The sequence below is a fragment of the Streptomyces sp. NPDC049970 genome, assembly GCF_040660235.1.
In the GTDB taxonomy this organism is placed as follows: domain Bacteria; phylum Actinomycetota; class Actinomycetes; order Streptomycetales; family Streptomycetaceae; genus Streptomyces.
In genome coordinates, this window is sequence record NZ_JBFALP010000013.1 from 1 (window position 1) to 26,122 (window position 26,122).

20 protein-coding genes and 1 pseudogene are annotated in these 26,122 nt (G+C 72.4%); 11 read left to right on the top strand and 10 right to left on the bottom strand.

Features of this window, described 5'->3' with window-relative positions:
* The coding region (locus tag AB0I83_RS21860) for a DUF397 domain-containing protein (protein ID WP_363305882.1) at positions 1 to 95 on the bottom strand (95 nt) is incomplete at its 3' end.
* On the opposite strand from AB0I83_RS21860, the pseudogene trpB reads away from it, so the two are divergent.
* From trpB to lgt, 4 genes and pseudogenes are all read left to right on the top strand, one after another.
* Positions 94 to 1,119 (top strand): annotated as a pseudogene (gene trpB / locus AB0I83_RS21865) (tryptophan synthase subunit beta); the annotation flags it as partial. The gene AB0I83_RS21860 and the pseudogene trpB sit on opposite strands and share 2 nt — an antisense overlap.
* Positions 1,116 to 1,928 (top strand): tryptophan synthase subunit alpha, encoded by an 813-nt coding sequence (gene trpA, locus AB0I83_RS21870; RefSeq protein ID WP_356533644.1) that lies wholly within the window; start codon positions 1,116 to 1,118, stop codon positions 1,926 to 1,928. The pseudogene trpB and the gene trpA, both read left to right, overlap by 4 nt.
* A 75-nt stretch (positions 1,929 to 2,003) precedes the next feature.
* Complete coding sequence (locus tag AB0I83_RS21875) at positions 2,004 to 2,825, top strand: thioredoxin domain-containing protein (protein WP_356533645.1); 822 nt, start codon at positions 2,004 to 2,006, stop codon at positions 2,823 to 2,825.
* Between the two features lie 98 nt (positions 2,826 to 2,923).
* Positions 2,924 to 3,952, top strand: a complete 1,029-nt coding sequence (gene lgt / locus AB0I83_RS21880; protein ID WP_363305813.1) for a prolipoprotein diacylglyceryl transferase — start codon at positions 2,924 to 2,926, stop codon at positions 3,950 to 3,952.
* 126 nt (positions 3,953 to 4,078) lie between these two features.
* Here the strand turns inward: lgt and AB0I83_RS21885 are convergent, their stop codons facing one another.
* The 7 genes from AB0I83_RS21885 to AB0I83_RS21915 form a co-directional block, all read right to left on the bottom strand.
* Positions 4,079 to 4,891: a CoA ester lyase gene (locus AB0I83_RS21885; RefSeq protein WP_363305814.1), complete on the bottom strand. Its 813-nt coding sequence runs from the start codon at positions 4,889 to 4,891 to the stop codon at positions 4,079 to 4,081.
* Entirely contained in the window at positions 4,888 to 6,096 is a 1,209-nt protein-coding gene (locus tag AB0I83_RS21890; protein WP_363305815.1) for a CoA transferase, read from the bottom strand. Before AB0I83_RS21890 ends, AB0I83_RS21885 begins: the two co-directional genes overlap by 4 nt.
* Positions 6,093 to 6,977 (bottom strand): ribokinase, encoded by an 885-nt coding sequence (gene rbsK / locus AB0I83_RS21895; protein ID WP_363305816.1) that lies wholly within the window; start codon positions 6,975 to 6,977, stop codon positions 6,093 to 6,095. The genes AB0I83_RS21890 and rbsK overlap by 4 nt, the downstream gene beginning before the upstream one ends.
* Positions 6,974 to 8,341 carry an ADP-ribosylglycohydrolase family protein gene (locus AB0I83_RS21900; RefSeq protein WP_363305817.1) on the bottom strand — a complete coding sequence of 456 codons (1,368 nt, stop codon included), beginning with the start codon at positions 8,339 to 8,341 and terminating at the stop codon, positions 6,974 to 6,976. The genes rbsK and AB0I83_RS21900 overlap by 4 nt, the downstream gene beginning before the upstream one ends.
* Positions 8,338 to 9,525 (bottom strand): ADP-ribosylglycohydrolase family protein, encoded by a 1,188-nt coding sequence (locus AB0I83_RS21905; protein ID WP_356533654.1) that lies wholly within the window; start codon positions 9,523 to 9,525, stop codon positions 8,338 to 8,340. Before AB0I83_RS21905 ends, AB0I83_RS21900 begins: the two co-directional genes overlap by 4 nt.
* The gene (locus AB0I83_RS21910; protein WP_363305883.1) at positions 9,470 to 10,645 is read right to left on the bottom strand and encodes an ADP-ribosylglycohydrolase family protein; all 1,176 of its coding nucleotides are present in this window, start codon (positions 10,643 to 10,645) and stop codon (positions 9,470 to 9,472) included. The genes AB0I83_RS21905 and AB0I83_RS21910 overlap by 56 nt, the downstream gene beginning before the upstream one ends.
* A gap of 143 nt (positions 10,646 to 10,788) precedes the next feature.
* On the bottom strand, positions 10,789 to 11,916 hold the full coding sequence (locus AB0I83_RS21915; RefSeq protein WP_363305818.1) for an ADP-ribosylglycohydrolase family protein: 1,128 nt from the start codon (positions 11,914 to 11,916) through the stop codon (positions 10,789 to 10,791).
* 237 nt (positions 11,917 to 12,153) lie between these two features.
* Between AB0I83_RS21915 and AB0I83_RS21920 the strand changes: the two genes are divergently transcribed.
* From AB0I83_RS21920 to AB0I83_RS21930, 3 genes are all read left to right on the top strand, one after another.
* Entirely contained in the window at positions 12,154 to 12,885 is a 732-nt protein-coding gene (locus AB0I83_RS21920; protein WP_363305819.1) for a VIT1/CCC1 transporter family protein, read from the top strand.
* 441 nt (positions 12,886 to 13,326) lie between these two features.
* On the top strand, positions 13,327 to 17,895 hold the full coding sequence (gene gltB, locus AB0I83_RS21925; RefSeq protein WP_363305820.1) for a glutamate synthase large subunit: 4,569 nt from the start codon (positions 13,327 to 13,329) through the stop codon (positions 17,893 to 17,895).
* Positions 17,888 to 19,348 carry a glutamate synthase subunit beta gene (locus AB0I83_RS21930; RefSeq protein ID WP_356533662.1) on the top strand — a complete coding sequence of 487 codons (1,461 nt, stop codon included), beginning with the start codon at positions 17,888 to 17,890 and terminating at the stop codon, positions 19,346 to 19,348. Before gltB ends, AB0I83_RS21930 begins: the two co-directional genes overlap by 8 nt.
* A gap of 146 nt (positions 19,349 to 19,494) precedes the next feature.
* Here AB0I83_RS21930 and AB0I83_RS21935 read toward each other — a convergent pair whose 3' ends face one another.
* Both AB0I83_RS21935 and AB0I83_RS21940 read right to left on the bottom strand, forming a co-directional pair.
* A complete protein-coding gene (locus tag AB0I83_RS21935) occupies positions 19,495 to 20,748 on the bottom strand; it encodes an SLC13 family permease (RefSeq protein ID WP_356841240.1) in 1,254 nt (417 codons plus the stop codon).
* A 135-nt stretch (positions 20,749 to 20,883) separates the two neighbouring features.
* On the bottom strand, positions 20,884 to 21,798 hold the full coding sequence (locus AB0I83_RS21940; RefSeq protein WP_356533665.1) for a rhomboid family intramembrane serine protease: 915 nt from the start codon (positions 21,796 to 21,798) through the stop codon (positions 20,884 to 20,886).
* 167 nt (positions 21,799 to 21,965) lie between these two features.
* On the opposite strand from AB0I83_RS21940, the gene AB0I83_RS21945 reads away from it, so the two are divergent.
* The 4 genes from AB0I83_RS21945 (at position 21,966) to AB0I83_RS21960 (ending at position 26,055) form a co-directional block, all read left to right on the top strand.
* The gene (locus tag AB0I83_RS21945; protein ID WP_363305821.1) at positions 21,966 to 22,709 is read left to right on the top strand and encodes a VWA domain-containing protein; all 744 of its coding nucleotides are present in this window, start codon (positions 21,966 to 21,968) and stop codon (positions 22,707 to 22,709) included.
* A gap of 215 nt (positions 22,710 to 22,924) precedes the next feature.
* On the top strand, positions 22,925 to 23,455 hold the full coding sequence (locus AB0I83_RS21950; protein WP_363305822.1) for a pyridoxamine 5'-phosphate oxidase family protein: 531 nt from the start codon (positions 22,925 to 22,927) through the stop codon (positions 23,453 to 23,455).
* Between the two features lie 517 nt (positions 23,456 to 23,972).
* Positions 23,973 to 24,176, top strand: a complete 204-nt coding sequence (locus tag AB0I83_RS21955; protein ID WP_015607926.1) for a cold-shock protein — start codon at positions 23,973 to 23,975, stop codon at positions 24,174 to 24,176.
* Between the two features lie 199 nt (positions 24,177 to 24,375).
* The gene (locus tag AB0I83_RS21960) at positions 24,376 to 26,055 is read left to right on the top strand and encodes a DEAD/DEAH box helicase (RefSeq protein WP_363305823.1); all 1,680 of its coding nucleotides are present in this window, start codon (positions 24,376 to 24,378) and stop codon (positions 26,053 to 26,055) included.
* The last annotated feature ends 67 nt before the right edge of the window (positions 26,056 to 26,122 follow it).

The following is a 26,122-nucleotide window of genomic DNA, read 5'->3' on the forward strand; positions in this document are numbered from 1 at the left end:
TGGGTGACGGGCGACTTCACCTCGACGCACGCGCCGTTGCCGCCGGAGTACGACGACTTCGTCCAGTTGTCGGTAGCGCCCTGAAGAATAGCCATCTTCCTCAAGCGCGAGGACCTCAACCACACCGGCTCACACAAGATCAACAACGTGCTCGGGCAGGCCCTCCTCACCAGGCGTATGGGCAAGACCCGCATCATCGCCGAGACCGGGGCCGGCCAGCACGGTGTCGCCACCGCCACCGCCTGCGCCCTCTTCGGGCTCGAGTGCACCATCTACATGGGCGAGATCGACACCGAGCGGCAGGCGCTGAACGTGGCGCGCATGCGGATGCTCGGCGCCGAGGTCGTGGCCGTGAAGTCCGGCTCCCGGACCCTCAAGGACGCCATCAACGAGGCGTTCCGCGACTGGGTCGCCAACGTGGACCGCACCCACTACCTCTTCGGTACGGTCGCCGGCCCGCACCCCTTCCCCGCGATGGTCCGCGACTTCCACCGGGTGATCGGCGTCGAGGCCCGGCGCCAGATCCTGGAGCGCGCGGGCCGGCTCCCGGACGCCGCGGTCGCCTGCGTCGGCGGCGGGTCCAACGCCATCGGCCTCTTCCACGCCTTCATCCCGGACGCGGACGTCCGGCTGATCGGCTGCGAACCCGCCGGGCACGGCGTGGAGACCGGCGAACACGCGGCGACCCTCACCGCGGGCGAGCCCGGAATCCTGCACGGCTCCCGGTCGTACGTCCTCCAGGACGAGGAGGGCCAGATCACCGAGCCGTACTCGATCTCGGCCGGCCTGGACTACCCGGGCATCGGCCCCGAGCACGCCTACCTCAAGGACGTCGGCCGCGGCGAGTACCGGGCGGTCACCGACGACGCCGCCATGCAGGCCCTGCGCCTCCTCTCCCGGACCGAGGGGATCATCCCGGCCATCGAGAGCGCGCACGCGCTGGCCGGAGCGCTGGAGGTCGGGCGGGAGCTCGGCGAGGACGGACTGATCCTGATCAACCTGTCCGGCCGCGGCGACAAGGACATGGACACGGCCGCGCGCTACTTCGGCCTGTACGACGGGGCGGACGCGGTCGTCGAGGCCGACGTCGCCGACGGAGAGGTGGAGGTCACCAAGTGAGCGGCAACCGAGAGCTCCTCGAATCCACACTGGCCCGGGCGGCCGCCGAGGACCGGGCGGCACTGATCGCCTACCTGCCCGGCGGCTTCCCGACCGTCGACGGCGGCATCGAGGCCGTCAAGGCGGCCGTCGCCGGCGGCGCCGACGTCATCGAGGTGGGCCTCCCGCACAGCGACCCGGTGCTCGACGGGCCGGTCATCCAGACCGCCGACGACATCGCCCTGCGCGGCGGCGTGAAGATCGCCGACATCATGCGCACGGTCCGCGAGGCGCACGAGGCGACGGGCGCGCCGATCCTCGTCATGACGTACTGGAACCCCATCGACCGGTACGGCGTGGAACGCTTCACCGCCGAACTGGCCGAGGCGGGCGGTGCCGGGTGCATCCTGCCCGACCTGCCGGTCCAGGAGTCCGCCATGTGGCGGGAGTACGCCGACAAGCACGGTCTCGCCACCGTCTTCGTCGTCGCTCCGAGCAGCAAGGACGCCCGCCTCGCGACCATCACGGCGGCCGGCTCCGGCTTCGTGTACGCCGCGTCGCTGATGGGCGTCACCGGCACCCGTGAGTCCGTCGGCGAGCAGGCCCAGGAGCTGGTGCGGCGTACCCGCGCCACCACCGACCTGCCGGTCTGCGTGGGCATCGGGGTGTCCACGGCCGAGCACGCCCGCCAGGTCGCGTCCTTCGCCGACGGAGTGATCGTCGGTTCGGCCTTCGTCAAGCGGATGCTCGACGCCCCGGACGAGGCCTCCGGCCTCGCCGCCGTCCGCGCGCTGGCGGCCGAGCTGGCCGAAGGCGTTCGAAAGCGCTGACCGCGCTCGTCATCCGTATGGGTGGACATGGGACCGGGGAGGCACTGACGTGCCTCCCCGGTTCGTTTGCGCGGTGTGAGCGAGAAGAACCAAGACCGAAAAAGGGCCGCGCGCGACCGGCTCGTCCACGAGCGTGAGCAGGACAGGGCGCGGGAGCGCCGCCGCCGCACGCTGATCGTCTCGACGGCCGTGGTGGGGGTGCTGGCGCTGGCCGCCGTGATCGGCCTGATCGCGGCCAACGCGGGCAAGGACGGCCAGGACGCCGAGGCCGGACCAGCCGTCACCCCGTCCGGAGCGATGGGCGAGGACGGACTCGCCCTCCAGGTCGGCGCGGACGACGCCCCGTCCACGCTCACGATCTGGGAGGACTTCCGCTGCCCGGTCTGCGCCCAGTTCGAGAACGCCTTCCGGGACACCGTCACGGAGCTGGCCGACAGCGGACAGCTCAGGGTGCAGTACCACCTGGCCACGATCATCGACGGCAACGTCGGCGGCACCGGCTCCCTGCGTGCGGCCAACGCCGCCGCCTGCGCCCAGGACGCCGGCAAGTTCGCCCCGTACCACGACGAGCTCTTCAGCAACCAGCCCGCCGAGACCGACGACGCCTTCAGCAAGAACAGCAAGCTGATCGAGCTGGCGGGCTCGGTGGACGGCCTGGACACCCCCGCCTTCCGCAGCTGCGTCGAGGACGGCACGCACGACAGCTGGGTCGAGAAGTCGAACAAGGCGTTCGGCGAGGGCGGCTTCGAGGGGACTCCGACGGCCCTGCTCAACGGCGAGTCGGTCTTCCCGAAGAAGGGGGACGAGCAGATCTCCGAGGCCAACCTCAAGAAGTGGGTGGCCGACGCCAACAAGGGCAAGAAGCCGGGCACGGTCGGAGCGACACCCTCCCCCTGACGACGGTCCCGGACGGTGCTCCGGGCCGACCCCGTTACCCAGAAGTTGCCGGACGGCTTGCCGTACGTCCCGTCCGGCAGGGTAGCGTCGACCCCGTCATGAACCTTGCCTTCATTCCCAGCCCGTCGACCGGCGTGATCGAGCTCGGCCCGATCCCGCTCCGCGGCTACGCGTTCTGCATCATCATCGGTGTCTTCGTCGCCGTCTGGTTCGGCAACAAGCGCTGGATCGCCAGGGGCGGCAAAGCCGGCACAGTCGCCGACATCGCCGTCTGGGCCGTGCCCTTCGGCCTCGTCGGCGGCAGGCTCTACCACGTCATCACCGACTACCAGCTGTACTTCAGCGACGGTGAGGACTGGGTGGACGCCTTCAAGATCTGGGAGGGCGGCCTCGGCATCTGGGGTGCTGTCGCGCTCGGCGCGGTCGGTGCCTGGATCGGCTGCCGCCGCCGGGGGATTCCGCTCCCCGCCTGGGCCGACGCCCTGGCACCCGGCCTCGCCTTCGCCCAGGCGATCGGCCGCTGGGGCAACTGGTTCAACCAGGAGCTCTACGGCAAGCCGACCGACCTGCCCTGGGCGCTGAAGATCAGTGAGGGCACGAACCGGGTCGCGGGCACCTACCACCCGACCTTCCTCTACGAGTCGCTGTGGTGCGTCGGTGTCGCGCTGCTGGTGATCTGGGCGGACCGCCGTTTCAAGCTGGGCCACGGCCGGGCGTTCGCGCTCTACGTCGCGGCCTACTGCGTCGGACGCGGGTGGATCGAGTACATGCGCGTCGACGAGGCGCACCACGTGCTGGGCCTCCGGCTCAACGTGTGGACCGCGATCGTCATGTTCGTGCTCGCGGTGACCTACATCGTGATCTCGGCGAAGGTGCGCCCGGGCCGCGAGGAGGTCGTCGAGCCCGACCTGCCGGCAGACGGCGCCGAGGACGGCGCCGAGGACGAGGTGGACACCGGCTCCTCCGACGGCACCACCCCGGACGACGACGCGCCCTCCGACAACGCCCCCTCGGAAGGCACGCCCTCGGAAGGCACGCCCTCCGACGAGGCGTCCGACGCCCCCGCAGCCGGGGCGAAGGACCCGGAGGGCGACGGGGCGGCCCCGCAGAAGGCCGACCGGAGCTGACCCCACGACGACCTCAGGGCCGCCGGACCGCACCACGGGTCCGGCGGCCCCTTCGCGTGTCCCCTCTGAGCCTGGTGACCGCACGGGTCCCGCACCCCGGACCGGCCACCGGTCCGGGGCGTCGTCTCAGCGTCGGCGTGCCAGGGCGAGCGTGCGTTCCGCGCTCGCCACCACCGCCGCGTCCACGAACCTCCCGTCGGGCAGGGCCTGGGCGCCCTCCTGGCTCCTGAACGCCTCCAAGACCTGCTCCGCCGACTCGACCTCACGCGACGTCGGCCGGAACGCCCGTTCGATCACCTGTAGCTGCCGTGGGTGGATGGCAGCCCGCCCGAGCAGGCCCAGGTCCCGCCCGTGCGCGCAGGACGACCGCAGCCCGGACAGGTCCCGGACGTCCGGGAACACCGACATGACGGGCGGGTCCAGCCCGGCCGCCCGCGCCGCGATCACCACACGGCTGCGCGACCAGTCGAGCCCGGCGTCGTCCCGCACCCCCAGATCCGCCCGGAGGTCGGCCTCGCCCAGCGCGACGCCCCGTACGTCGTGATGAGCCCCGGCGATCGAGTACGCGTGCTCGATCGCCAGCGCCGACTCCAGCAGGGGATACAACGGCACGCCCGGTGCGAGGGCCGCGACATGGTGTACGGACGCCGCATGGGTGATCTTGGGAAGCCGCATCCCGGACAGCCCCGGCAGAGCCGCCAGAGCCCTGACGTCGTCCTCGCCGTGGACCCTGACGTGGACCGGGACGGCCCGGGTGCCGAGTGCCGCCGGATCGGAGAGCAGCTCCACCGTCGCCGACCGCGCGTACTCCCTGCGGTCCGGCGCGACCGCGTCCTCCAGGTCGACGATCACCACGTCCGCACCCGACCCGAGGGCCTTGTGGACCACACCGGGCCGGTCCCCGGGCACGTACAGCCAGGTCAGCGCCACCGCGTTCACAGCGCGCCCTCCTCCCGCAGTTCCGCGATCCTCGGCGCGGAGAGGCCCAGCGCCGTCAGGATCTCCTCCGTGTCGGCCCCGTGCGGCCTGCCCGCCCAGCGGATCGCCCCCGGCGTCTCCGAGAGCCGGAACAGCACGTTCTGCATCCGCAGCGGCCCGAGCTCCGGGTCGTCGACCTCGGTGATCGTGCCCAGGGCCCGGTACTGGGGGTCCTCCATCACGTCCCGCACGTCCTGGATCGGCGCGATCGCCGCCTCGGCCTTCTCGAACGCGTCCACGGCCTCCTCCCGGGTGCGCCGGGCGATCCAGTGGCCCACCGCCTCGTCGAGCTCGTCGGCGTGTTCGGCCCGTGTGCTCCCCGCGCCGAACCACGGTTCGTCGATCAGTTCGGGGCGTCCCACCAGGCGCATCACGCGCTCCGCCACCGACTGGGCGGAGGTCGAGACGGCGACCCAGTGGCCGTCGGACGTGCGATAGGTGTTGCGGGGGGCGTTGTTCCGGGACCGGTTGCCGGTACGCGGCTGGACATGGCCGAGCTGGTCGTACCAGAGCGGCTGCGGACCCAGCACGGTGAGGATCGGCTCGATGATCGCCAGGTCCACCACCTGGCCACCGCCGGTGCGGTCACGTCCGGCCAGGGCTGTCATCACCGCGTACGCGGTGGCGAGTGCCGCGATCGAGTCGGCGAGCCCGAACGGCGGCAGGGTAGGCGGGCCGTCCGGCTCCCCGGTGACCGCGGCGAAGCCGCTCATCGCCTCGGCGAGCGTGCCGAAGCCGGGCCGGTGCGCGTAGGGACCGGTCTGGCCGAAGCCCGTGACCCGGGCCAGCACCAGCCGCGGGTTGACCGCACGCAGTTCCTCCCAGCCCAGGCCCCAGCGCTCCAGCGTCCCGGGCCGGAAGTTCTCGATGATCACGTCGGTGTCCGCGGCCAGCCGCAGCAGCACGTCCCGGCCTCCGGGGCTGGACAGGTCCAGCGTCAGCGTCCGCTTGTTGCGGCCGAGCAGCTTCCACCACAGGCCGATCCCGTTCTTGGAGGGGCCGTGGCCGCGCGAGGGGTCTGGTTTGCGCGGGTGCTCGACCTTGATGACCTCGGCCCCGAAGTCCCCGAGCATGGTGGCCGCGAGCGGCCCGGCGAAGAGTGTGGCGATGTCCAGGACCCGCAGTCCCGCGAGCGGTGACGGCGCATCCGTTCCGGTTTCGCTCATACGGCATCGATCTCGCTGCGGTACGGCATCGACGTCGAGGCGCCCGCCCGCTGTACGCACAGCGCCGCAGCCGAGGACGCCCAGGCCAGCGCCTCGGGTACGGACCTGCCCTCGCCGAGGGCCACGGCGAGTGTGCCGACGAAGGTGTCCCCGGCCCCCGTCGTGTCGACCGCGGTGACCTCGGGCGCCGGGAACAGCACCGCTTCGCCACCCCGGGCCGCGTACAGGCAGCCCTTCCGGCCGAGTGTGATCACGACCTCCGGGACCTGCCGCAGAAGGATCTGCGCCGCCGCGTGCGGTTCGTCGTAGCCGGTGAGCGCCGCGGCCTCGTGCTCGTTGGGGACCAGCAGGTCGACGGCGTCCAGGAGTTCGGACGGCAGCGGCTGCACGGGCGAGGGCGTGAGGATCGTCCGCACGCCCCGCGCCTTCGCGGTGCGCGCCGCCTCGGTCACGACGGCGAGCGGGAGTTCCAGTTGCAGGAGCAGCAGGCAGGACGCGGCGATCGCGGCGTCCTCGCCGGCGCCCAGCGTGGTCACGGTGGCGTTCGCTCCGGGGATCACCACGATCGAGTTGGCCCCGTCGCCGTCGACGACGATGTGCGCGGTGCCGCTCGGGCCCGCGGCGGTGTGCAGGAGTTCCGTGTCCACGCCCGCGTGCTCCAGATTCGTCCGGAGGCGCGAGCCGTATTCGTCGGTGCCCACCGCGCCGATCATCACCACCTCGCCTCCCGCGCGGGCCGCGGCGACGGCCTGGTTGGCGCCCTTGCCGCCGGGGACGGTCCTGAACTCGCTTCCGGTGACGGTCTCCCCGGGTCCGGGCGCCCGGGGGACGTAGGCGACAAGGTCCATGTTGGTGCTGCCGAGCACCGCGATCGCTGTCATGGGCGGCGTACCTCCTGGTGGGTCAGTTCCGCGAGGGTGTCGAAGCCGACGGAGTCGAAGCCGGACACGGACGTGGCCAGCCGGTTCTTGAGCGGCGCCGTCCAGTGGCCGGGCAGCGCGTCGGCCCGCCCGGCGAGCAGGCCGGCGAGCGAACCGGCGGTCGCGCCGTTGGAGTCGGTGTCCCAGCCGCCCGACACCGCGAGGCAGACGGAGCGGGTGAAGTCGCCGTCCGCGCGGGTCAGGGCGGCGGCCAGCAGCGCCGCGTTGGGCAGGACGTGCACCCAGTGGTGGGTGGCCGCGTAGACGGCGTGGAGCCGGTCGACGACCGCGTCGAAGTCCGGCTCCGCGCGGGCCGTCGCGACGCCCAGCCGGACCGCTCCGGCGTACCGGGAGCGGGGCGGGACCACGCGGAGCCCCGCCGCGACACACCCGTGCACGTCCGTCTCGCCGCCCGCGGCCTCCGCCAGCGCGGCGGCGGTGAACATCGCGCCGTACACGCCGTTGGCCGTGTGGGTCAGGACCGCGTCGCGATGGGCCTGCGCGGCGGCGGCCGCCGGGTCGCCCGGGTGCGTCCAGCCGTGCACGTCCGCCCGGATCGCGGCGCCGATCCACTCCCGGAAGGGGTTGCGGTGGCGGGCGGTGTCCGGTGGTTCGAGGCCGTCGAGCAGATTGCGGTAGGCGACGCGTTCGGCGGTGAAGACCCGGCCGGCGGGCAGCTCGTCCAGCCAGAGGCGGGCGACGTCGTCCGTGGTGAAGTCCCTGCCGTGGCGCCGGAGCAACAGCAGGGCGAGCAAGGGGTAGTTGAGGTCGTCGTCCTCCGGCATGCCGTCGATGTTCTCGGCGAGGGAGGTGGGCGCGGAACGACGGTTCCACGGGTGCGCGGCGGCGAGTTCCGCCGGCAGTCCCCGGGCCGTGAACCAGGTGGTGAGAGGCCAGTTATCGGTCGCGCGGGCCAGTGCTCTGATGCCGTCCAGCGGGAGCTTCTCGACCGGCTTGCCGAGCAGGCAGCCCACCGCGCGGCCCAGCCAGGCGGCGTGCAGGCGGTCGGGGCCGGGGGACACCGCGCGGGGCCGGGACGCCGGCCAGCGGGGGCACGCGGCCCTGATCGCGGACAGGCCGGTCGGCTCGTCCCGGGCCGACGGGCACTCCAGCGCGCCGAGTTCGTCCAGCAGCCGCTCGGCGAGCGGGCGCAGCCCGGGCGGCGCGGGCGGCTCGGAGGCACCCGCCCGCTCAGGGGCCGGGGCGCCGCCCGCCGCGTGCCACCGCCCCGCGACGTCTCCCGCGTCCCGGCCGTCCTGTGCGGCCTGGCGCAGCTCGTGGCCCACCAGGTCCTCGGGCTGGACCCAGGTCAGGCGCACGGTCACCGACCGTCGCCCGTCAGCACGGCGAACGCGGCCTCGTGTGTGCGACGCCGTGCCGTGTCCCGCGCGAAGACCTCGCGGGTGACCTCGGCCAAGGCCCTTGCCGGGGCGTGCAGATCGAGGCGGCTCGCCTCGGCGACCGTCTTCACCCAGTCGACGGGTACGGCCTCCTCGCCGTGCAGTGCACCCGCCAGGGCCCCGCTCATCGTGGCGATCGAGTCGCAGTCACGGCCGTAGTTGACCGAACCGAGGACCGTGTGCCGGTAGTCGCCGCCGCCGACCAGGAGCATGCCGAGCGCGACCGGCAGCTCCTCGATGGAGTGCAGCCGGGAGGGCCTGCGGGCGCCGAGCGAGGGTTCCCGGTAGTGGGGACCCACCGTGTCGAACGGGGCGACGGCCGCGCGAAGTGGCGCCAGGGCGGACTCGAAGTCCGTGTGGCGGCAGGCCACTTCGCACACCGCCTCGATCGCCGACCGGGTGCCGTCCTTGGCGAGGGCCAGGGCGGCCTCCACGACGGAGGCCGGTGTGGCCCCCGGCACGCAGGCGGCGGCGACGGAGGCCGCCAGCACCCCGGCCGCCTCCCTTCCGTACGAGGACTGGTGCGCCCCCGCGACGTCCAGCGCCTCCGCGTAGGCGGCCTCCGGGTGCGCCGCGTTCACGAGGCCGACCGGGGCCATGTACATCGCCGCCCCGCAGTTGACGATGTTCCCCGAGCCCGCCTCGCGAGGGTCGGCGTGCCCGTAGTGCAGCCGGGTGACGATCCACTTCTCGGCGAGGAAGATCCGTTGCAGGGGCAGCGCCTCGGCCTCCAGCTCCGGGATCCAGCGGGGCCGCGACATCAGGTCCGGTACGAGGTGGTCGGCGACCGAGTACGCGTCCAGGTGGCCGCGGACCGTCTCGTACACCCGCACCAGCGCATGGGTCATCAGGGTGTCGTCGGTGACGTGCCCGTCGCCCTTGTGGTAAGGCGCGATGGGCCGTGCGGTGCGCCAGTCCTCGCCGTACCAGGGGCCGACGACGCCGCCCACCCGGCCGCCGTGCCGCTCCGCGATCTGCTCGGGGGTCCAGCCCTCGACGGGACCGCCGAGCGCGTCCCCGACCGCTGCCCCGACCAGGGCTCCCGTGATGCGTTCATCCAGGGTGAGCGTCGTGGTGGCCGCGGCCCCTGCGGTTGCTTTGGGTGTCATGCCGGAATTGTCCACCCGGGGTGGCCGGATCCGTGGCTGCCAGCAGCCCGGCGAGTTCGATGAGATCGGTACCCGCAAGCAGGGGCAGGGCGCACCCGGCCAGGGTGCGGCAGGCCTCCCGCCAGCCCGCCGGCACGGTGCCCGCCCCGCCGAGCGCCCCGGTCAGCGCACCCGCGAGGGCCGGTGCCGAATCGGCGACCCGGGACAGGCAGGCCGCGGCGGGCACGGCCTGCGCGATCTCACCCCGGGCGGCGGCCGTCAGCGCGAGGGCGACCGGCACGGTCTCGGCGGCGGCGATCCCGTAGCTGTAGACGTGGTCCACGATCTGGTGCTCCAGGACGGGGACGAGCGCGAAGGCGCCCGCCGGCTCGTCGGTGAACTCCCGGGCCAGCCGCACGGCGTGGACCGCGTTGCGGGCGATCTCCGTGCCGTCGGGCAACTGGTCCAGCGCGGCGTCCACCACCGTGTCGACGTCCGCCCCCGCGAGTGCCACGGCGATCGCGGCGGCCACGGCCCGCGCACCGTGCACCCCGTCACCGTCCTGGGTGTACCGGGCGTCGAACTCGGCGAGCTCCGCCGCCGCCGACGGGTCCCCGGGATGCACCACCGCGAGGACGGCGGCCCGCACACAGGCGGCGTCGTCGAAGTAGTGCGGGTTGTCGTGACCGGTGGCGGGCGGGCGCAGCCCGGCCGCCAGGTTGCCCAGCCCGGCCCGCACCGAGATCCGGGCCCGGAGCGGCAGGACGGCGGACTCGACCTCGGGCGCGCGGGCACTCGCGGCGGCCACCTTCGCCGCCAGCGCGTTCCACGACCGGTCGATCGCGTCCCGCACCCGGTGGCCGGGAGCGAGGCCGGGCGCGTGGTCCGCCGCTGCGGCCAGCACCGTACGGGCCGTGAACGCCGCCCACTCGGCGTCGTCCGAGGGCCCGAGCCGGAGCGGCTCCGGCGGCTGGTTGAGCGCGATCGGCACCGGGAGCGTCGTCGTCGCGTTCTGCTCCGCGAAGGTGTCCAGCTCGCGGGTCAGCCGCCGGGTCCACTCGGGCATCCGGGCGGCCCGGTGGCGTGCCGCCGGCCACCCGGCCGCGTCCCCGGCGGCCAGCCCGAGCAGCAGCCCCTCGATCCTGACGCGCCTGCCGGGCCACTCGGCGCCCGCGTCCCGAGTCGCACGGGACGGCTGCTCCGCGGTGATGCGGATGGCCACACGTGGGGCGGCCGGCTCGTCCGCCACGGTGGGCGCGCTCCGGGGAGCGCGCCGGGCGGCCGTCACCGGCCGGCCCCGCGGGCCCCGGGCGCGGCGGGCGCGGCGGGCGCCGGGGCGTGCCGCCGCACCGCACCGGACGCTCGGGCGAAGACGGGCTCCCGGTCCGGGGCGGTCGGTGCCCCCGGCGGATCCTCGCCCTCGTCCGGGGTCAGCAGCTCCGCGATGTCCAGCACGTGGTAGCCGCGCATCGACGGCAGGCAGCTGCCGCGGACCGGGCCGATCGCCGACGCCCAGTCCCGGGGGATCGCCGACGCCCCGTGCAGGGCCCCGGCGAGCGCCCCCGCGACTGCCGCGGTCGTGTCGGCGTCGCGGCCCATGTTCACCGCCGTGAGCACCGCCGTACGGAAGTCGCCGCGGGCCGCCGTGAAGGCCCCGAACGCCAGGCCCACCGCCTCCGGTGCCAGGTCCGTCCACGGGTAGCCGCCGATCACCACGGCGGAGCGCACCGCGCGCTCCGCCGTCAGCCGGTCCGGGTACGAGCGCTGCGCGGCGGTGACCGCGCGGCGCAGCGAGCGGGCCGTCCAGGAGTCCATCGGTACGACCGAGAGCGCCGCGGCGATCACCGACGCGAGCCCCGCCCCGACCATGGCGGCCGCCACCCCGGCCGCGACCGCCTGGCCGCCGTAGATGCCCTCCCCGTCGTGACTGACCCGTCCGTCCACGGCCACCAGGCGGGCGGCCTCGGCGGGCCGGCCCGCCGCGAACACACCGAACGGCGCCGCGCGCATCGCGAGACCGTCGCTCCAGGCGTGCCTGTGCTGGGCGGAGATCGGCGCGGCGAGACCCCGCCGGAGGTTCTCCAGCGTTCCGCGCTCGCTGAACCCCGCACCCCGGAAGGGGCCCTCGTCCAGGTCGGCGATCCAGTGGTGCCAGGCCCGCTCGACGTGCGAGACGGTCAGCGCCGAACCGTGCCTCGCCAGCAGCAGCCCGGAGAAGATCGCGTACTCGGTGTCGTCGGTCCCCGCCGGATCGTCGCTGACGAAGCCCTCGATCCGGCCCCAGCGGCGGCGGATCTCCGACGGGCGCATGTTCTCCGCGGGGGCCCCGAGCGCGTCCCCCACCGCGAGCCCCAGCAACGCGCCCCTGGCCCGGTCACCGGTGCCCGCCGCACTGTCCGCCATGAGCTCCATCGTGTCGCCCCTTCACTCGCACCCGGAAACGAACGGATGAGACCGGATAGCAGTTGATTCCACGCATCGGCCGAAGAGAGGCTCGTTACTGGTATAAATCGGCCGCCCGAGTGACGCTCCCAGGCCAGGTAAGTTCGGCCTTCCTTGCTGGCGAGGGGCTTGTTTCGTGCGTACTTTCGAGTGTGTGGAGCGGGAGATCGCAACGTTCTGGGCCCGCCCCGGAAAAAGGGGAGAGCTGTGTCCATCATCGAGACCGACGCCGTACTGCACGAGGCCCACCGCGACAACCACACCCACCGCGATGTCAACGGTGGCTGGCTGCGTCCCGCGGTCTTCGGCGCCATGGACGGTCTCGTCTCCAACCTCGCGCTGATGACGGGCGTCGCCGGTGGTGCCGTCTCCCACCGGACGATCGTGATCACGGGCCTGGCGGGACTGGCCGCAGGCGCGTTCTCGATGGCCGCGGGGGAGTACACCTCCGTCGCCTCGCAGCGCGAGCTCGTCGAGGCGGAGCTCGACGTGGAGCGGCGCGAGCTGCGCAAGCACCCCGCCGACGAGATGGCGGAGCTCGCCGCCCTGTACGAGTCCCGGGGCGTCGAGCCGGAGCTCGCCTCGGAGGTCGCGCGCCAGCTCTCCAGGGATCCCGACCAGGCCCTGGAGATACACGCCCGCGAGGAACTCGGCATCGACCCCGGCGACCTGCCCTCGCCGCTCGTCGCCGCCGTCTCGTCCTTCGGGGCCTTCGCACTCGGCGCCCTGCTCCCCGTGCTGCCCTTCCTGCTCGGCGCCGCCGCCCTGTGGCCCGCGGTGCTGCTCGCCCTCGTCGGCCTCTTCGCCTGCGGTGCGGTGGTGGCCAGGGTGACGGCCCGCAGCTGGTGGTTCAGCGGGCTGCGCCAGCTCCTGCTCGGCGGCGCCGCCGCCGCGCTCACGTACGGTCTGGGCACCCTGTTCGGCGTCGCCGCGGGCTGAGGCCGGCGCCCTCCGCGAGTGTGTCCACGGGCCCGCGGCCGGAGGGCCGGGACCTCACGGGTACGCTGCGGCGTCGCACCGGTGTGACGTACGTCCTGACACACGTCACTGGGCGGGGGAGCCGGCCCCCCGTAAAGTGAGACGCTATGCGGACCTACACATAAGTAGCCGTTACTCGGCGGTTTCGATTCCATGACCGCCGGGCAAGAGCCGTAGACATCGCGGGCAACGACGCCCGCTCTCTGCGGTCTCCCAGGACAGTGATCCACAATGATCCGTCCAATCGTGACCCACCGGCACCAGGACTCCGTGGTGTCCGCATGCTGGAACGACCTATCCGCTTTTTGAGAAGCGTTCCATCATGTAACCTGCACGAAATTTCGCAGAGGGCCAGCGTCGTCCCTCGGCACAGCACATGCCACGACGACGACGGGAGAGCCGATGCGCATCCACGCCTGGTCGCCCATGGACGGTCGCCCCGCCCAGCAGGGGATGTACGACCCCCGTAACGAGCACGACGCCTGTGGCGTCGGGTTCGTGGCCACTCTGACCGGTGTGGCCAGCCATGAGCTGGTCGAGCAGGCGCTGACCGTACTGCGCAACCTCGAACACCGCGGCGCCACAGGATCCGAGCCCGACTCGGGTGACGGCGCCGGCATTCTCCTTCAGGTCCCGGACGCCTTCCTCCGCGAAGAGGCCGGATTCGACCTCCCCGAGGCCGGCTCGTACGCCGTCGGCATCGCCTTCCTGCCCGCCGAGAACTCCACCGGCGCCGTCCAGGAGATCGAGAAGATCGCCGCCGAAGAGGGCCTCGACGTCCTCGGCTGGCGCCAGGTCCCGGTCACCCCGGACATCCTCGGCAACGGCGCCCGCGCCGTCATGCCGGAGTTCCGCCAGCTGTTCGTCGCCGGGAGCACCTCCCAGGCCGAGTCCGGCATCGCGCTGGACCGCAAGGCCTTCGTCCTGCGCAAGCGCGCCGAGCGCGAGGCCGGGGTGTACTTCCCCTCGCTCTCCGCACGCACGATCGTCTACAAGGGCATGCTCACCACCGGCCAGCTGGAGCCGTTCTTCCCGGACCTCTCCGACCGCCGCTTCGCCACCGCGGTCGCGCTGGTCCACTCCCGCTTCTCCACCAACACCTTCCCGAGCTGGCCGCTCGCCCACCCGTACCGCTTCGTCGCTCACAACGGCGAGATCAACACGGTCAAGGGCAACCGCAACTGGATGAAGGCCCGCGAGTCCCAGCTCGCCTCCGGCCTCTTCGGCGCGGCGCAGCTCGACCGGATCTTCCCCGTCTGCACACCGGACGCCTCCGACTCGGCCTCCTTCGACGAGGTCCTGGAGCTGCTCCACCTCGGCGGACGCTCGCTGCCCCACTCGGTCCTGATGATGGTCCCCGAGGCGTGGGAGAACCACGCCTCCATGGACCCGGCACGCCGCGCCTTCTACCAGTACCACTCCACGATGATGGAGCCCTGGGACGGACCGGCCTGCGTCACCTTCACCGACGGCACCCAGGTCGGCGCGGTCCTCGACCGCAACGGACTGCGCCCCGGCCGCTACTGGGTCACCGACGACGGCCTCGTCGTCCTCTCCTCCGAGGTCGGCGTCCTCGACATCGACCCGGCCAAGGTCGTCCGCAAGGGCCGCCTCCAGCCCGGCCGGATGTTCCTCGTCGACACCGCCGAACACCGCATCATCGAGGACGACGAGATCAAGGCGTCCCTGGCCGCCGAGAACCCGTACCAGGAGTGGCTGGAAACCGGCGAGATCGAGCTCGAGGACCTCCCCGAGCGCGAGCACATCGTGCACACCCACGCCTCGGTCACCCGCCGCCAGCAGACCTTCGGCTACACCGAGGAAGAGCTCCGCGTCCTCCTCGCCCCGATGGCCCGCACCGCCGGCGAACCCCTCGGCTCCATGGGCACCGACTCGCCCATCGCCGCCCTGTCCGCGCGCCCCCGGCTGCTCTTCGACTACTTCACCCAGCTGTTCGCCCAGGTCACCAACCCGCCGCTGGACGCCATCCGCGAGGAGCTCGTCACCTCGCTGCGCTCCTCGCTCGGCCCTGCGGGCAACATCCTGCAGCCGACCGCCGCCACCTGCCGCAGCGTCACGCTGCCCTTCCCGGTGATCGACAACGACGAGCTGGCCAAGCTCATACACATCAACGCCGACGGCGACATGCCGGGCATGAAGGCCGCCACCCTCTCCGGCCTCTACCGCGTCAGCGGCGGCGGCGAGGCCCTGGCAGCCCGGATCGAGCAGATCTGCACCGAGGTCGACGCCGCCCTGGAGGACGGTGCCGGCCTGATCGTCCTGTCCGACCGCCACTCCGACGCCGAGCACGCGCCGATCCCGTCGCTGCTGCTCACCTCGGCCGTCCACCACCACCTCATCCGCACCAAGCAGCGCACCCAGGTGGGCCTGCTGGTCGAGGCCGGCGACGTCCGCGAGGTCCACCACGTCGCGCTGCTCATCGGCTACGGCGCCGCCGCGGTCAACCCGTACCTCGCGATGGAGTCCGTCGAGGACCTCGTCCGCGCCGGCACGTTCATCGAGGACATCGACGCCGAGCTGGCCATCCGCAACCTGATCTACGCCCTCGGCAAGGGCGTCCTCAAGGTCATGTCCAAGATGGGCATCTCGACCGTCGCCTCCTACCGCGGCGCACAGGTCTTCGAGGCCGTCGGCCTCGAAGAGGCCTTCGTCTCCCAGTACTTCAACGGCACCGCCACCAAGATCGGCGGCGCCGGACTCGACATCGTCGCCAAGGAGGTCGCCGCCCGGCACACCAAGGCGTACCCCGCCTCCGGCATCGCCGCCTCGCACCGCGCACTGGAGATCGGCGGCGAGTACCAGTGGCGCCGCGAGGGCGAGCCGCACCTGTTCGACCCGGAGACGGTCTTCCGCCTCCAGCACGCCACCCGCAACCGCCGGTACGACATCTTCAAGAAGTACACCGGCCGGGTCAACGAGCAGTCCGAGCGCCTGATGACGCTGCGCGGACTGTTCGGCTTCAAGGACGGCCGCGAGCCGATCTCCATCGACGAGGTCGAGTCCGCCGCGGACATCGTCAAGCGCTTCTCCACCGGCGCCATGTCCTACGGCTCCATCTCCCAGGAAGCGCACGAGACGCTCGCCGTCGCCATGAACCAGCTGGGCGGCAAGTCCAACACCGGTGAGGGCGGCGAGGACGCCGAGCGCCTCTACGACCCCGCGCGCCGCTCCTCCATCAAGCAGGTCGCCTCCGGCCGCTTCGGCGTGACCAGCGAGTACCTGGTCAACGCGGACGACATCCAGATCAAGATGGCGCAGGGCGCGAAGCCCGGCGAGGGCGGCCAGCTGCCCGGCCACAAGGTCTACCCGTGGGTCGCCAAGACCAGGCACTCCACCCCGGGTGTCGGCCTGATCTCACCCCCGCCGCACCACGACATCTACTCCATCGAGGACCTGGCTCAGCTGATCCACGACCTCAAGAACGCCAACCCGGCGGCCCGCATCCACGTGAAGCTGGTCTCCGAGGTCGGCGTCGGCACGGTCGCGGCCGGTGTCTCCAAGGCCCACGCGGACGTCGTACTCATCTCCGGCCACGACGGCGGCACGGGCGCCTCCCCGCTCACCTCGCTCAAGCACGCGGGCGGCCCCTGGGAGCTCGGCCTCGCCGAGACCCAGCAGACCCTGCTGCTAAACGGTCTGCGCGACCGCATCGTCGTCCAGACCGACGGCCAGCTCAAGACGGGCCGCGACGTGGTCATCGCCGCGCTCCTCGGCGCCGAGGAGTTCGGTTTCGCGACCGCCCCCCTCGTCGTCTCCGGCTGCGTCATGATGCGCGTCTGCCACCTCGACACCTGTCCGGTCGGCATCGCCACCCAGAACCCCGTCCTGCGCGAGCGGTTCTCCGGCAAGGCCGAGTACATCGTCAACTTCTTCGAGTTCATCGCCGAAGAGGTCCGCGAGATCCTCGCCGAGCTCGGCTTCCGCACCATCGAGGAGGCCGTCGGCCACGCCGAACTCCTCGACACCGAGCGGGCCGTCACCCACTGGAAGGCCCAGGGCCTCGACCTCGAGCCCCTCTTCCACGTGCCCGAACTCCCCGACGGCGCGGTGCGCCACCAGATCGCCGAGCAGGACCACGGCCTGGCCAAGGCACTCGACAACGAGCTGATCAAGCTCGCCTCCGACGCCCTGGGCGCCGACACCGCCGAGGCGGCCCAGCCCGTCCGCGCGCAGATCGCCATCCGCAACATCAACCGCACCGTCGGCACCATGCTCGGCCACGAGGTGACCAAGAAGTTCGGCGGTGCGGGCCTGCCCGACGACACCATCGACATCACCTTCACCGGGTCCGCCGGACAGTCGTTCGGCGCGTTCGTGCCGCGCGGCGTGACACTGCGCCTGGAAGGCGACGCCAACGACTACGTCGGCAAGGGCCTCTCAGGCGGCCGCGTCATCGTCCGCCCCGACCGCGGCGCCGACCACCTCGCCGAGTACTCCACCATCGCCGGCAACACCATCGGCTACGGGGCGACCGCCGGCGAACTGTTCCTCCGCGGCCGTACCGGCGAGCGCTTCTGCGTCCGCAACTCCGGTGCCACGGTCGTCTCGGAAGGCGTGGGCGACCACGGCTGCGAGTACATGACCGGCGGTCGCGCCGTCGTACTCGGCGAGACCGGACGCAACTTCGCCGCGGGCATGTCGGGCGGTGTCGCGTACGTCATCGACCTCGACCTCGACAACGTCAACACCGGCAACGTCGGCGCCGTCGAGACCCTCGACGACACCGACCGGCAGTGGCTGCACGACGCCGTGCGCCGCCACCAGGAGGAGACCGGATCCACGGTCGCCGAGAAGCTCCTGGCCGACTGGGACACCGCCGCCGCCCGCTTCAGCAAGATCATCCCGTCCACCTACAAGGCAGTGCTCGCAGCCAAGGACGCCGCCGAGCTCGCCGGTCTCTCCGAGCAGGAGACCACCGAGAAGATGATGGAGGCGGCGACCAATGGCTGACCCCAAGGGCTTCCTGACCACCGGACGCGAGGTCGCCCAGACCCGCCCCGTCGCCGAGCGCGTCAAGGACTGGAACGAGGTCTACGTTCCGGGCTCGCTGCTCCCGATCATCAGCAAGCAGGCCGGCCGCTGCATGGACTGCGGCATCCCGTTCTGCCACCAGGGCTGTCCGCTCGGAAACCTCATCCCCGAGTGGAACGACTACGCCTACCGCGAGGACTGGACGGCCGCGTCCGAGCGCCTGCACGCCACGAACAACTTCCCGGAGTTCACCGGGCGGCTCTGCCCCGCCCCGTGCGAGTCGGCGTGCGTGCTCGGCATCAACCAGCCGGCCGTCACCATCAAGAACGTCGAAGTCTCCATCATCGACAAGGCGTGGGACCGCGGCGACGTCACCCCGCAGCCGCCCGAGCGCCTCTCCGGCAAGACCGTGGCCGTCATCGGCTCCGGCCCGGCCGGACTCGCCGCCGCCCAGCAGCTCACCCGGGCCGGCCACACGGTCGCCGTCTACGAGCGCGCGGACCGCATCGGAGGCCTTCTCCGCTACGGCATCCCCGAGTTCAAGATGGAGAAGTCGCACATCAACCGCCGCATCGAGCAGATGCGCGCGGAAGGCACCAAGTTCCGTACGGAGGTGGAGATCGGCAAGGACATCGACGCCGCCAAGCTCCGCCGCCGCTACGACGCGGTCGTCATCGCCGCCGGTGCCACCGTCTCCCGCGACCTGCCCGTCCCCGGCCGTGAGCTGAACGGCGTGCACTTCGCGATGGAGTACCTCCCCCTCGCCAACAAGGTGCAGGAGGGAGACCTGACGGTCTCCCCGATCACCGCCGAGGGCAAGCACGTCGTCGTCATCGGCGGCGGCGACACCGGCGCCGACTGCGTCGGCACCGCCCACCGCCAGGGCGCCGCGTCCGTCACCCAGCTGGAGATCATGCCGCAGCCGGGCGAGGAGCGTAACGCCAACCAGCCCTGGCCCACGTTCCCCATGCTCTACAAGGTCACCTCCGCGCACGAGGAGGGCGGCGAGCGGATCTACTCCGTCTCCACCACCCACTTCGAGGGCGACGAGGAGGGCAACGTCCAGTCCCTCCACCTCATCGAGGTGGAGTTCAAGGACGGCAAGCTGGAGCAGAAGGCCGGCACCGAGCGCGTCATCCCGGCCCAGCTCGTCACCCTGGCCATGGGCTTCACCGGAACCGACCAGGCCAACGGCCTCGTCCAGCAGTTCGGCCTCGACCTCGACGAGCGCGGCAACGTCGCGCGCGACGAGAACTACGCGACCAACGTCGACGGCGTCTACGTCGCAGGTGACGCCGGCCGAGGCCAGTCCCTCATCGTGTGGGCCATCGCCGAGGGCCGCTCCGCCGCCCGCGGAGTGGACCGCTTCCTCACCGGGACGAGCGCGCTGCACGCCCCGATCCGCCCGACGGACCGCTCCCTGCTGGTCTGATCACGGCACACAGACGTCCCGTACAACGGCGTACGGAACTGAACGCGGCGCCCGCCCAGTCCCCGACCGGACCGGTGGGCGCCGTGGCGCGTCCGGGGCCGCGCGCCACGACCGGGCCCCGGCCCGCCGGTCCCCGGGTCAGCCGGTCAGCCGGTCAGCCACAGGGCGCAGACCGCGGCCGACGTCCCCGCCACCGACAGCACCAACCCCGTCCACAGGAACCGGCCCATGCCGATCCGCGTCCCGTGCCACCGGCACCGCTCGAACCACAACAGCGTCGCCAGCGAGGCCCACGGGGTGATGAGCGGGCCCACGTTGACGCCGATGAGCAGCGCCAGCAACTGCTCCTGGTTCCCCGCCGGGACGACCGCCTCGCCTGCCACATAGGCCGGCAGGTTGTTCAGGACGTTCGACATCCCCGCGCCCACCGCGGCCGACCGCACCATCCCCGCGAAACCGTTGTCCGAACCCAGCGCCCACTCCAGCAGCTCGTGCAGACCGTGCGCGTTGACCGTCTCCACCACCAGGAACATCCCCGGCACCAGGACCAGCAGCCGCCACGGCACCAACGACGGCCGCAGCTCCCTCCCGCGCCCCCGCACGGCGAACGCCACCACCACGACCACCATCGCGGTCAGCGACGCCGACCAGAGCGGAACGTCCGCGACCAGGATCGCCAGCAGGAACCCCGCACAGGCCACCGCGCAGATCCGCAGCAGGACGGGATCCTCCGCCACCGGGGCGGACGGCGGGGTGTACCGGTCCTGACCACGCCGGCCGCGCCGCCAGTAGAACGCCCACAGACACGCCGCCGTCACCCCGATCGCCGCGAGCTGGGGCAGCCACATCACCGCGGCGAGACCCGACGGCGACAACGCCACCCGGTCCGCCGCCAGGAGGTTCGTCAGATTCGACACCGGCAGCAGCAGACTCGCGGTGTTGGCGAGCCACACCGTCGTCATCGCCAGCGGGACCGCCGCGATACCCGCCCGGGTGGCCAGCGCCAGCATGACCGGGGTGAGCAGCACCGCCGTCGTGTCCAGGTTCAGCGTGATCGTGGTCAGCGAGGCGAACAGCACGCACAGCGCGAAGAGGAGCGCGTAACGCCCGCGACCCGCCCGAGCCACCCAGGCGGCCACCACGTCGAAGACCTGAGCCCGGCTCGTCAGCTCGGCCATCACGATCACGGTGCCGAGGAACACCACCAGCGGCCCGACACGCCGCATCTGCTCCTCGGCCGGATCAGCGGGCAGCAGCCCGGTGACCACAGCCAGCAGCCCGAGCGCCAGCAGACCGCCCGCGAGCCAGTCGAGCGGATGCAGCCTCCGTACGACACCTTTCGGCCCGTCACCCCCGGGTCCTGCGGACGACAGCTGCCGCAATGAGAAACGTCTGACCATGAGACGATGGTGTCAGACCGTGAAACGGTTTCAGCGGCAGGCGAGTCCGCGTCCGAGCCCGCCGGGTACGCCCGCCGACCCACGCGCCCGGCCCGGCTGCACCGCCCGCCGGAACCCGGCGGCCGGGCCGGCGGTTCAGACGGCCCCGGTCAGCGCCGCGGTCCGTACGAACACCACCACCGCCAGCAGCGCGACCAGCAACGCCCCGCCAGCCAGCTGCGCCGCCGAGGTCCGCAGCCTCGCCGGCGCGTAGGCCAGGCCGTACGTCACCAGCCCGCCGGTCACCAGCCCGCCGAGGTGCCCCTCCCACGAGGTGAAGGCGGCGGACAGCACCATCCAGATCAGGAAACCCGCCATGAAGCGGTTGACCGCCCGCATGTCCCGCCCCAGACGCCGGTTGATGACGTAGAACGACGCGGCCAGCCCGAAGATCGCCCCCGAGGCTCCCACCGCCGTGGTCTCCGGCGAGACCAGGTAGACCAGCACCGAACCGCCCAGCGCCGACAGCAGGTACAACGCCAGATACCGTGCCCGGCCCAGCTGGCCCTCCACGACCCGGCCGAGGTTCCACAGGGCGAGCATGTTGAAGAGAAGGTGCATCACCCCGAACGAGGTGTCCGGCGGCAGGTGCAGGAAAGCCCCCGTCAACAGCCGGTACCACTCCCCGCCCGCCACCCCCGTCAGCTCGAAACCCGGGAACGTCTCCCCCCTGTAGTAGTACTGCCCGCCGTCCGGACCGACCAGCACCGCCCCGAGCGTCCCGAACCGCTCCACCGTCCGCGGCACGGCGACCTCGACGACGTACGCGAGGACGTTCAGCACCATCAGCACGTACGTGACGACCGGCGCCGCCGCGGTAGGCACCTCGCCGCCGAACAGCGAGCGGGGCCGGCGGACCGAGCGCTGCCCCTCCTTCACGCACTCCACGCAGTGATGGCCGACGGCCGCCTCCCGCATGCAGTCGGGGCAGATGTAGCGCTCGCAGCGCGTGCAGCTCACGTACGTCTCGTACGACGGGTGGCGGTAACACGTGGTGGCGGCGGCCTCCATGGCCGGCTCCTTCACTCGTGGACGGGCAGGAGCGACCCCTCGGGGCGGCGGCGCTCAAGATAGCGAACGACCGCGAGGAGCGGCTCACCTGGGTGCCGGGACGGCCTATACGCTCGAACCCCCCTCTGCCGCACCGGCGGTGGCCCGCACCCGGATCGGAGACCGACATGACCGGCTCGCCCCTCGCCGCAGGCCCGGCCGTCAGCCTGCGCAAGGTGGAGGAACAGGCACCCGCGATCGCCGGCGCGTACCGGAGCGCCCAGGTGTCGCTGGAGAAGCACGGCATGAGCGGCGGGCGGGCCGCCGTCTACCTGGTGCTCGACCACTCCGGCTCCATGCGGGAGTACTACAGGGACGGCAGCGTCCAGGCCCTGGCCGACCGGGTGCTCGGGCTCTCCGCCCACCTGGACGACGACGGACGGGTACCCGTCGTCCTCTTCTCCACGGACGTCGACGCCGTCACCGACATCGCCCTCGACAACCACCACGGCCGCATCGACGCGATCGTGGCGGGCCTCGGCCACATGGGGAGGACCAGCTACCACCTGGCCATGGACGCCGTCATCGACCACTACCTCGACAGCGGCTCGACCGCACCCGCCCTCGTCGTCTTCCAGACCGACGGCGGCCCGACCAGCAAGCACGCGGCGGAACGCTACCTGTGCAAGGCGGCGAGACTTCCGCTGTTCTGGCAGTTCATCGGCTTCGGCAACAAGCGCAGCTCACAGTTCGACTTCCTGCGCAGGCTCGACGAACTCGCCGTACCGGCCAAGCGCCCCATCGACAACGCCGGCTTCTTCCACGCCGGAACCGACCCGGCAGCCGTGCCGGACTCAGAGCTCTACGACCGGCTCCTGGGCGAGTTCCCGCAGTGGCTGGCGGCGGCCAGGGCCCAGGGGCTCGTCGGGTGAACCGGGTGCCACCGTCCGGGTACGCGCGCCGAGCGGCACGGACGGGCCGGGCGGCGCGGCGGGTCGCGCGGACGGGCCGGGAGGCAGGGCGCGCGACGAGGTGCGGGCCACGGTGCGCAGACGACCGGCCGGCTGGTCCGCCCGGCCTCCGGACGGCATCCGATCCGGTGAAGCGCGGGAAAACCCGACAGAAGGTGTCGTGATCACGGGGTTCGATGACACCCATGACACCCACGACACCGAACCCCGCCCCGAGTACCTGGCACGACTTCCGCACCGCGGAACCGGACTTCGCCGACACCGTCCGGAAACGGTTCCAGCAGTACAAGCACCACGTCCTCTCGACCCTGCGCAAGGACGGCTCGCCCCGGGTCACCGGCCTGGAGGTGGAGTTCCGGATGGACACCCTGTGGTTCGGCATGATGCCGGACTCCCGCAAGGCACTCGACCTGCGGCGCGACCCCCGCTTCGCCATCCAGGCCAACCCCGGGCCCGACGCCGAGATGGCACACGGGGACGTCCGCGTCTCCGGCCGCGCCCTGGAGGTCACCGACCCCGCCGTCCGCGCCCGCTTCGTCGAGGAGGTGACACCACCGGAGCCCTTCCTCCTCTTCCGCGCCGACCCCACCGAGGTCGTCCGCACCGGGCTCGACGGCGACGACCTCGTCGTACAGGTGTGGCGGCCCGGCCACCCGCTGCGCACCATGCGCAGAGGCGCCGACGCGAGCCCGGTCCGCGAGGTGTGACCCGCACCGGCCACCTCTCCGCGGTTCTGACGCCCGGGACGCACCCGCCGGGCCACCCGGGCGGCCCAGCGCGCCGAAACCGGTTCGCCGCTCCCAGGCCTCCGGCGCCGGTACGGCGTCCAGGTGAACCGGCGCCCCGCGCCCCGGACCGCCCTCCGTCGGCAGTCCGGTGGAAGGCGTGCCTCCGGTGGGCCGCCGAGGGTGCGCGGCCCTTGGGGGAGCGGCACGAGAAGCCTCCGGGAACGGATTCGGAACCCCAGGTGGACGACCCCGGCGCCCCGCCCCGGCCGGCCGATCCGCCGACGCGCCGACGGCGGGATGATCTGCCGTCCGCCGACAGAACGTGCTACGGTTGCCCAGTTGCAGTTTTGGTACCCATGAACTTTATGTGCGCCTGACGGGAACCCTCCTCAGGCGCTTTATTGTTTTCCGGCTTTCTCCGGATGGGGCTCAATGCGGCGACTTGGAATTCGTAAAGTGCGGATTTCCGGCACTGCACCTCTTTTAGGAGAATGACATGGCTACTGGAACCGTGAAGTGGTTCAACTCGGAAAAGGGCTTCGGCTTCATCGAGCAGGACGGCGGCGGCGCCGACGTCTTCGCCCACTACTCGAACATCGCCACCCAGGGCTTCCGTGAGCTCCAGGAGGGCCAGAAGGTCTCCTTCGACGTCACGCAGGGCCAGAAGGGCCCGCAGGCGGAGAACATCGTCCCGGCCTAATCTCCGGACGCGTACCTCGCAGCCGGGGCCCGCACCGTCAAGGTGCGGGCCCCGGTTTGTGCTTTTTCCGACTTTTCCCGTCCCCGTAGGCTCCGCCACCGGGACACCTGTTCTGTGCATGCATCCTGGGGCGCACAGACCCAGCAGGTCCGCAGCAGTCGGCAGTGATCCCAGGAATCCCCCAGGAGGGCAATTCCGTATGACCCGCTCCGAACGCCAGGACCGACCTACCCGCAGCCGCCCGATAAAGGGGCGCGGCGCGGACCGGCCGCAGGCGAACACCCGAGGAGCCGGCAGGGCTCCGGCACGGCGCAAGCCGGCACCGTCCCAGGGCGGCGAATTCGCCCTCCCGCAGACCCTCACCCCGGCGCTTCCCGCCGTCGAGTCGTTCGACGCGCTCGACATGCCCGCCGCGCTGCTGAAGACCCTCGCGGCCCAGGGCGTCACCCAGCCGTTCCCCATCCAGGGCGCCACCCTGCCGAACTCGCTGGCCGGCCGGGACATCCTCGGCCGCGGCCGCACCGGCTCCGGCAAGACCCTGGCCTTCGGCCTGGCCCTGCTCGCCCGCACCGCCGGCCGCCGCTCCGAGCCGCACGCCCCGCTCGCGCTCGTGCTCGTCCCCACCCGTGAGCTCGCCCAGCAGGTCACCGACGCCCTCACCCCCTACGCCACGGCCGTGAACCTGCGCGTCACCACCGTCGTCGGCGGCATGTCGATCAGCAGGCAGTCCGGCGCGCTGCGCCGCGGCGCCGAAGTGCTCGTCGCTACCCCCGGCCGCCTCAAGGACCTCATCGAGCGCGGCGACTGCCGGCTCGACGCCGTCTCCATCACCGTCCTCGACGAGGCCGACCAGATGGCCGACATGGGCTTCATGCCGCAGGTCGTCGCGCTCCTCAAGCAGGTCGAGGCCGACGGGCAGCGGATGCTGTTCTCCGCGACCCTCGACAAGAACATCGACCGGCTCGTCAAGATGTTCCTCACCGACCCGGTCGTGCACTCCGTCGACCCGACCGCCGGTGCCGTCACCACCATGGAGCACCACGTGCTGCACGTGGCGGACGAGACCGACAAGAAGGCCGTCGCGACCCGGATCGCCGCCCGCGAAGGCCGGGTGATCATGTTCGTGGACACCAAGCGCGCCGCCGACCGCTTCGCCAAGCGGCTCCTCGCCAGCGGCGTGCGCGCCGCGGCCCTGCACGGCGGACGCTCGCAGCCGCAGCGCAACAGGACGCTGGACCAGTTCAAGACCGGTGAGGTCACCGCGCTCGTCGCGACGAACGTCGCGGCCCGCGGCATCCACATCGACGACCTCGACCTGGTCGTCAACGTGGACCCGCCGACCGACCACAAGGACTACCTCCACCGCGGCGGGCGCACGGCGCGCGCCGGGGAGTCCGGCAGCGTCGTCACGCTCGTGCTGCCCGAGGAGAAGCGCGACATGACCCGGCTGATGGCGGACGCGGGCATCGCGCCGCACACCGCCCGGATCAAGTCCAGCGACGAGGAGCTCAGCCGGATCACGGGAGCCCGTGAACCCTCCGGTGTCGCCGTCGTCATCGAGGTACCGCAGCCGACGCAGCCCAAGCCGCGTACGCGCGGCGGAAGCCAGGGCTCCGGCGCGGCCGGCGGCGGAGCCTTCCGCTCGGGCAGCAGGGGCCGCGGCCGACGCGGTGGTACGGGCACGGGTTCGGGTGCCGCACCGGCCGGCGGCGGCAGCGGTGGGAACCGTGGCGGCGCCGGAGCACGCGGTGGCGCCGGTGCGGCCCGCGGCGGAGCCGGGTCCACGGGCGGCGGCTCCGCCCGCGGCGCCGGGTCGGGCCGGGCAGCCGGTGGCACCGGGCGCGGCAGCGCGCCCGGACGTGGCCGCCGGGCCGCGTAACCGAAGGACGCGGTGACCGGCCGACGCCGGTCACCGCGCCCCGCGCGCCCTCACCCGCGGCGCGTCA

Excerpts from the sequence above, each read along its gene's own strand:
- AB0I83_RS21890 (WP_363305815.1), bottom strand. The coding sequence starts at position 6,096 with ATGAGCGAAACCGGAACGGATGCGCCGTCACCGCTCGCGGGACTGCGG.
- AB0I83_RS21930 (WP_356533662.1), top strand. The coding sequence starts at position 17,888 with ATGGCTGACCCCAAGGGCTTCCTGACCACCGGACGCGAGGTCGCCCAG.
- AB0I83_RS21935 (WP_356841240.1), bottom strand. The coding sequence starts at position 20,748 with ATGGTCAGACGTTTCTCATTGCGGCAGCTGTCGTCCGCAGGACCCGGG.
- lgt (WP_363305813.1), top strand. The coding sequence starts at position 2,924 with ATGAACCTTGCCTTCATTCCCAGCCCGTCGACCGGCGTGATCGAGCTC.
- AB0I83_RS21945 (WP_363305821.1), top strand. The coding sequence starts at position 21,966 with ATGACCGGCTCGCCCCTCGCCGCAGGCCCGGCCGTCAGCCTGCGCAAG.
- gltB (WP_363305820.1), top strand. The coding sequence starts at position 13,327 with ATGCGCATCCACGCCTGGTCGCCCATGGACGGTCGCCCCGCCCAGCAG.
- AB0I83_RS21940 (WP_356533665.1), bottom strand. The coding sequence starts at position 21,798 with ATGGAGGCCGCCGCCACCACGTGTTACCGCCACCCGTCGTACGAGACG.
- AB0I83_RS21905 (WP_356533654.1), bottom strand. The coding sequence starts at position 9,525 with ATGACACCCAAAGCAACCGCAGGGGCCGCGGCCACCACGACGCTCACC.
- rbsK (WP_363305816.1), bottom strand. The coding sequence starts at position 6,977 with ATGACAGCGATCGCGGTGCTCGGCAGCACCAACATGGACCTTGTCGCC.
- AB0I83_RS21955 (WP_015607926.1), top strand. The coding sequence starts at position 23,973 with ATGGCTACTGGAACCGTGAAGTGGTTCAACTCGGAAAAGGGCTTCGGC.
- AB0I83_RS21950 (WP_363305822.1), top strand. The coding sequence starts at position 22,925 with ATGACACCCATGACACCCACGACACCGAACCCCGCCCCGAGTACCTGG.
- AB0I83_RS21915 (WP_363305818.1), bottom strand. The coding sequence starts at position 11,916 with ATGGAGCTCATGGCGGACAGTGCGGCGGGCACCGGTGACCGGGCCAGG.
- AB0I83_RS21960 (WP_363305823.1), top strand. The coding sequence starts at position 24,376 with ATGACCCGCTCCGAACGCCAGGACCGACCTACCCGCAGCCGCCCGATA.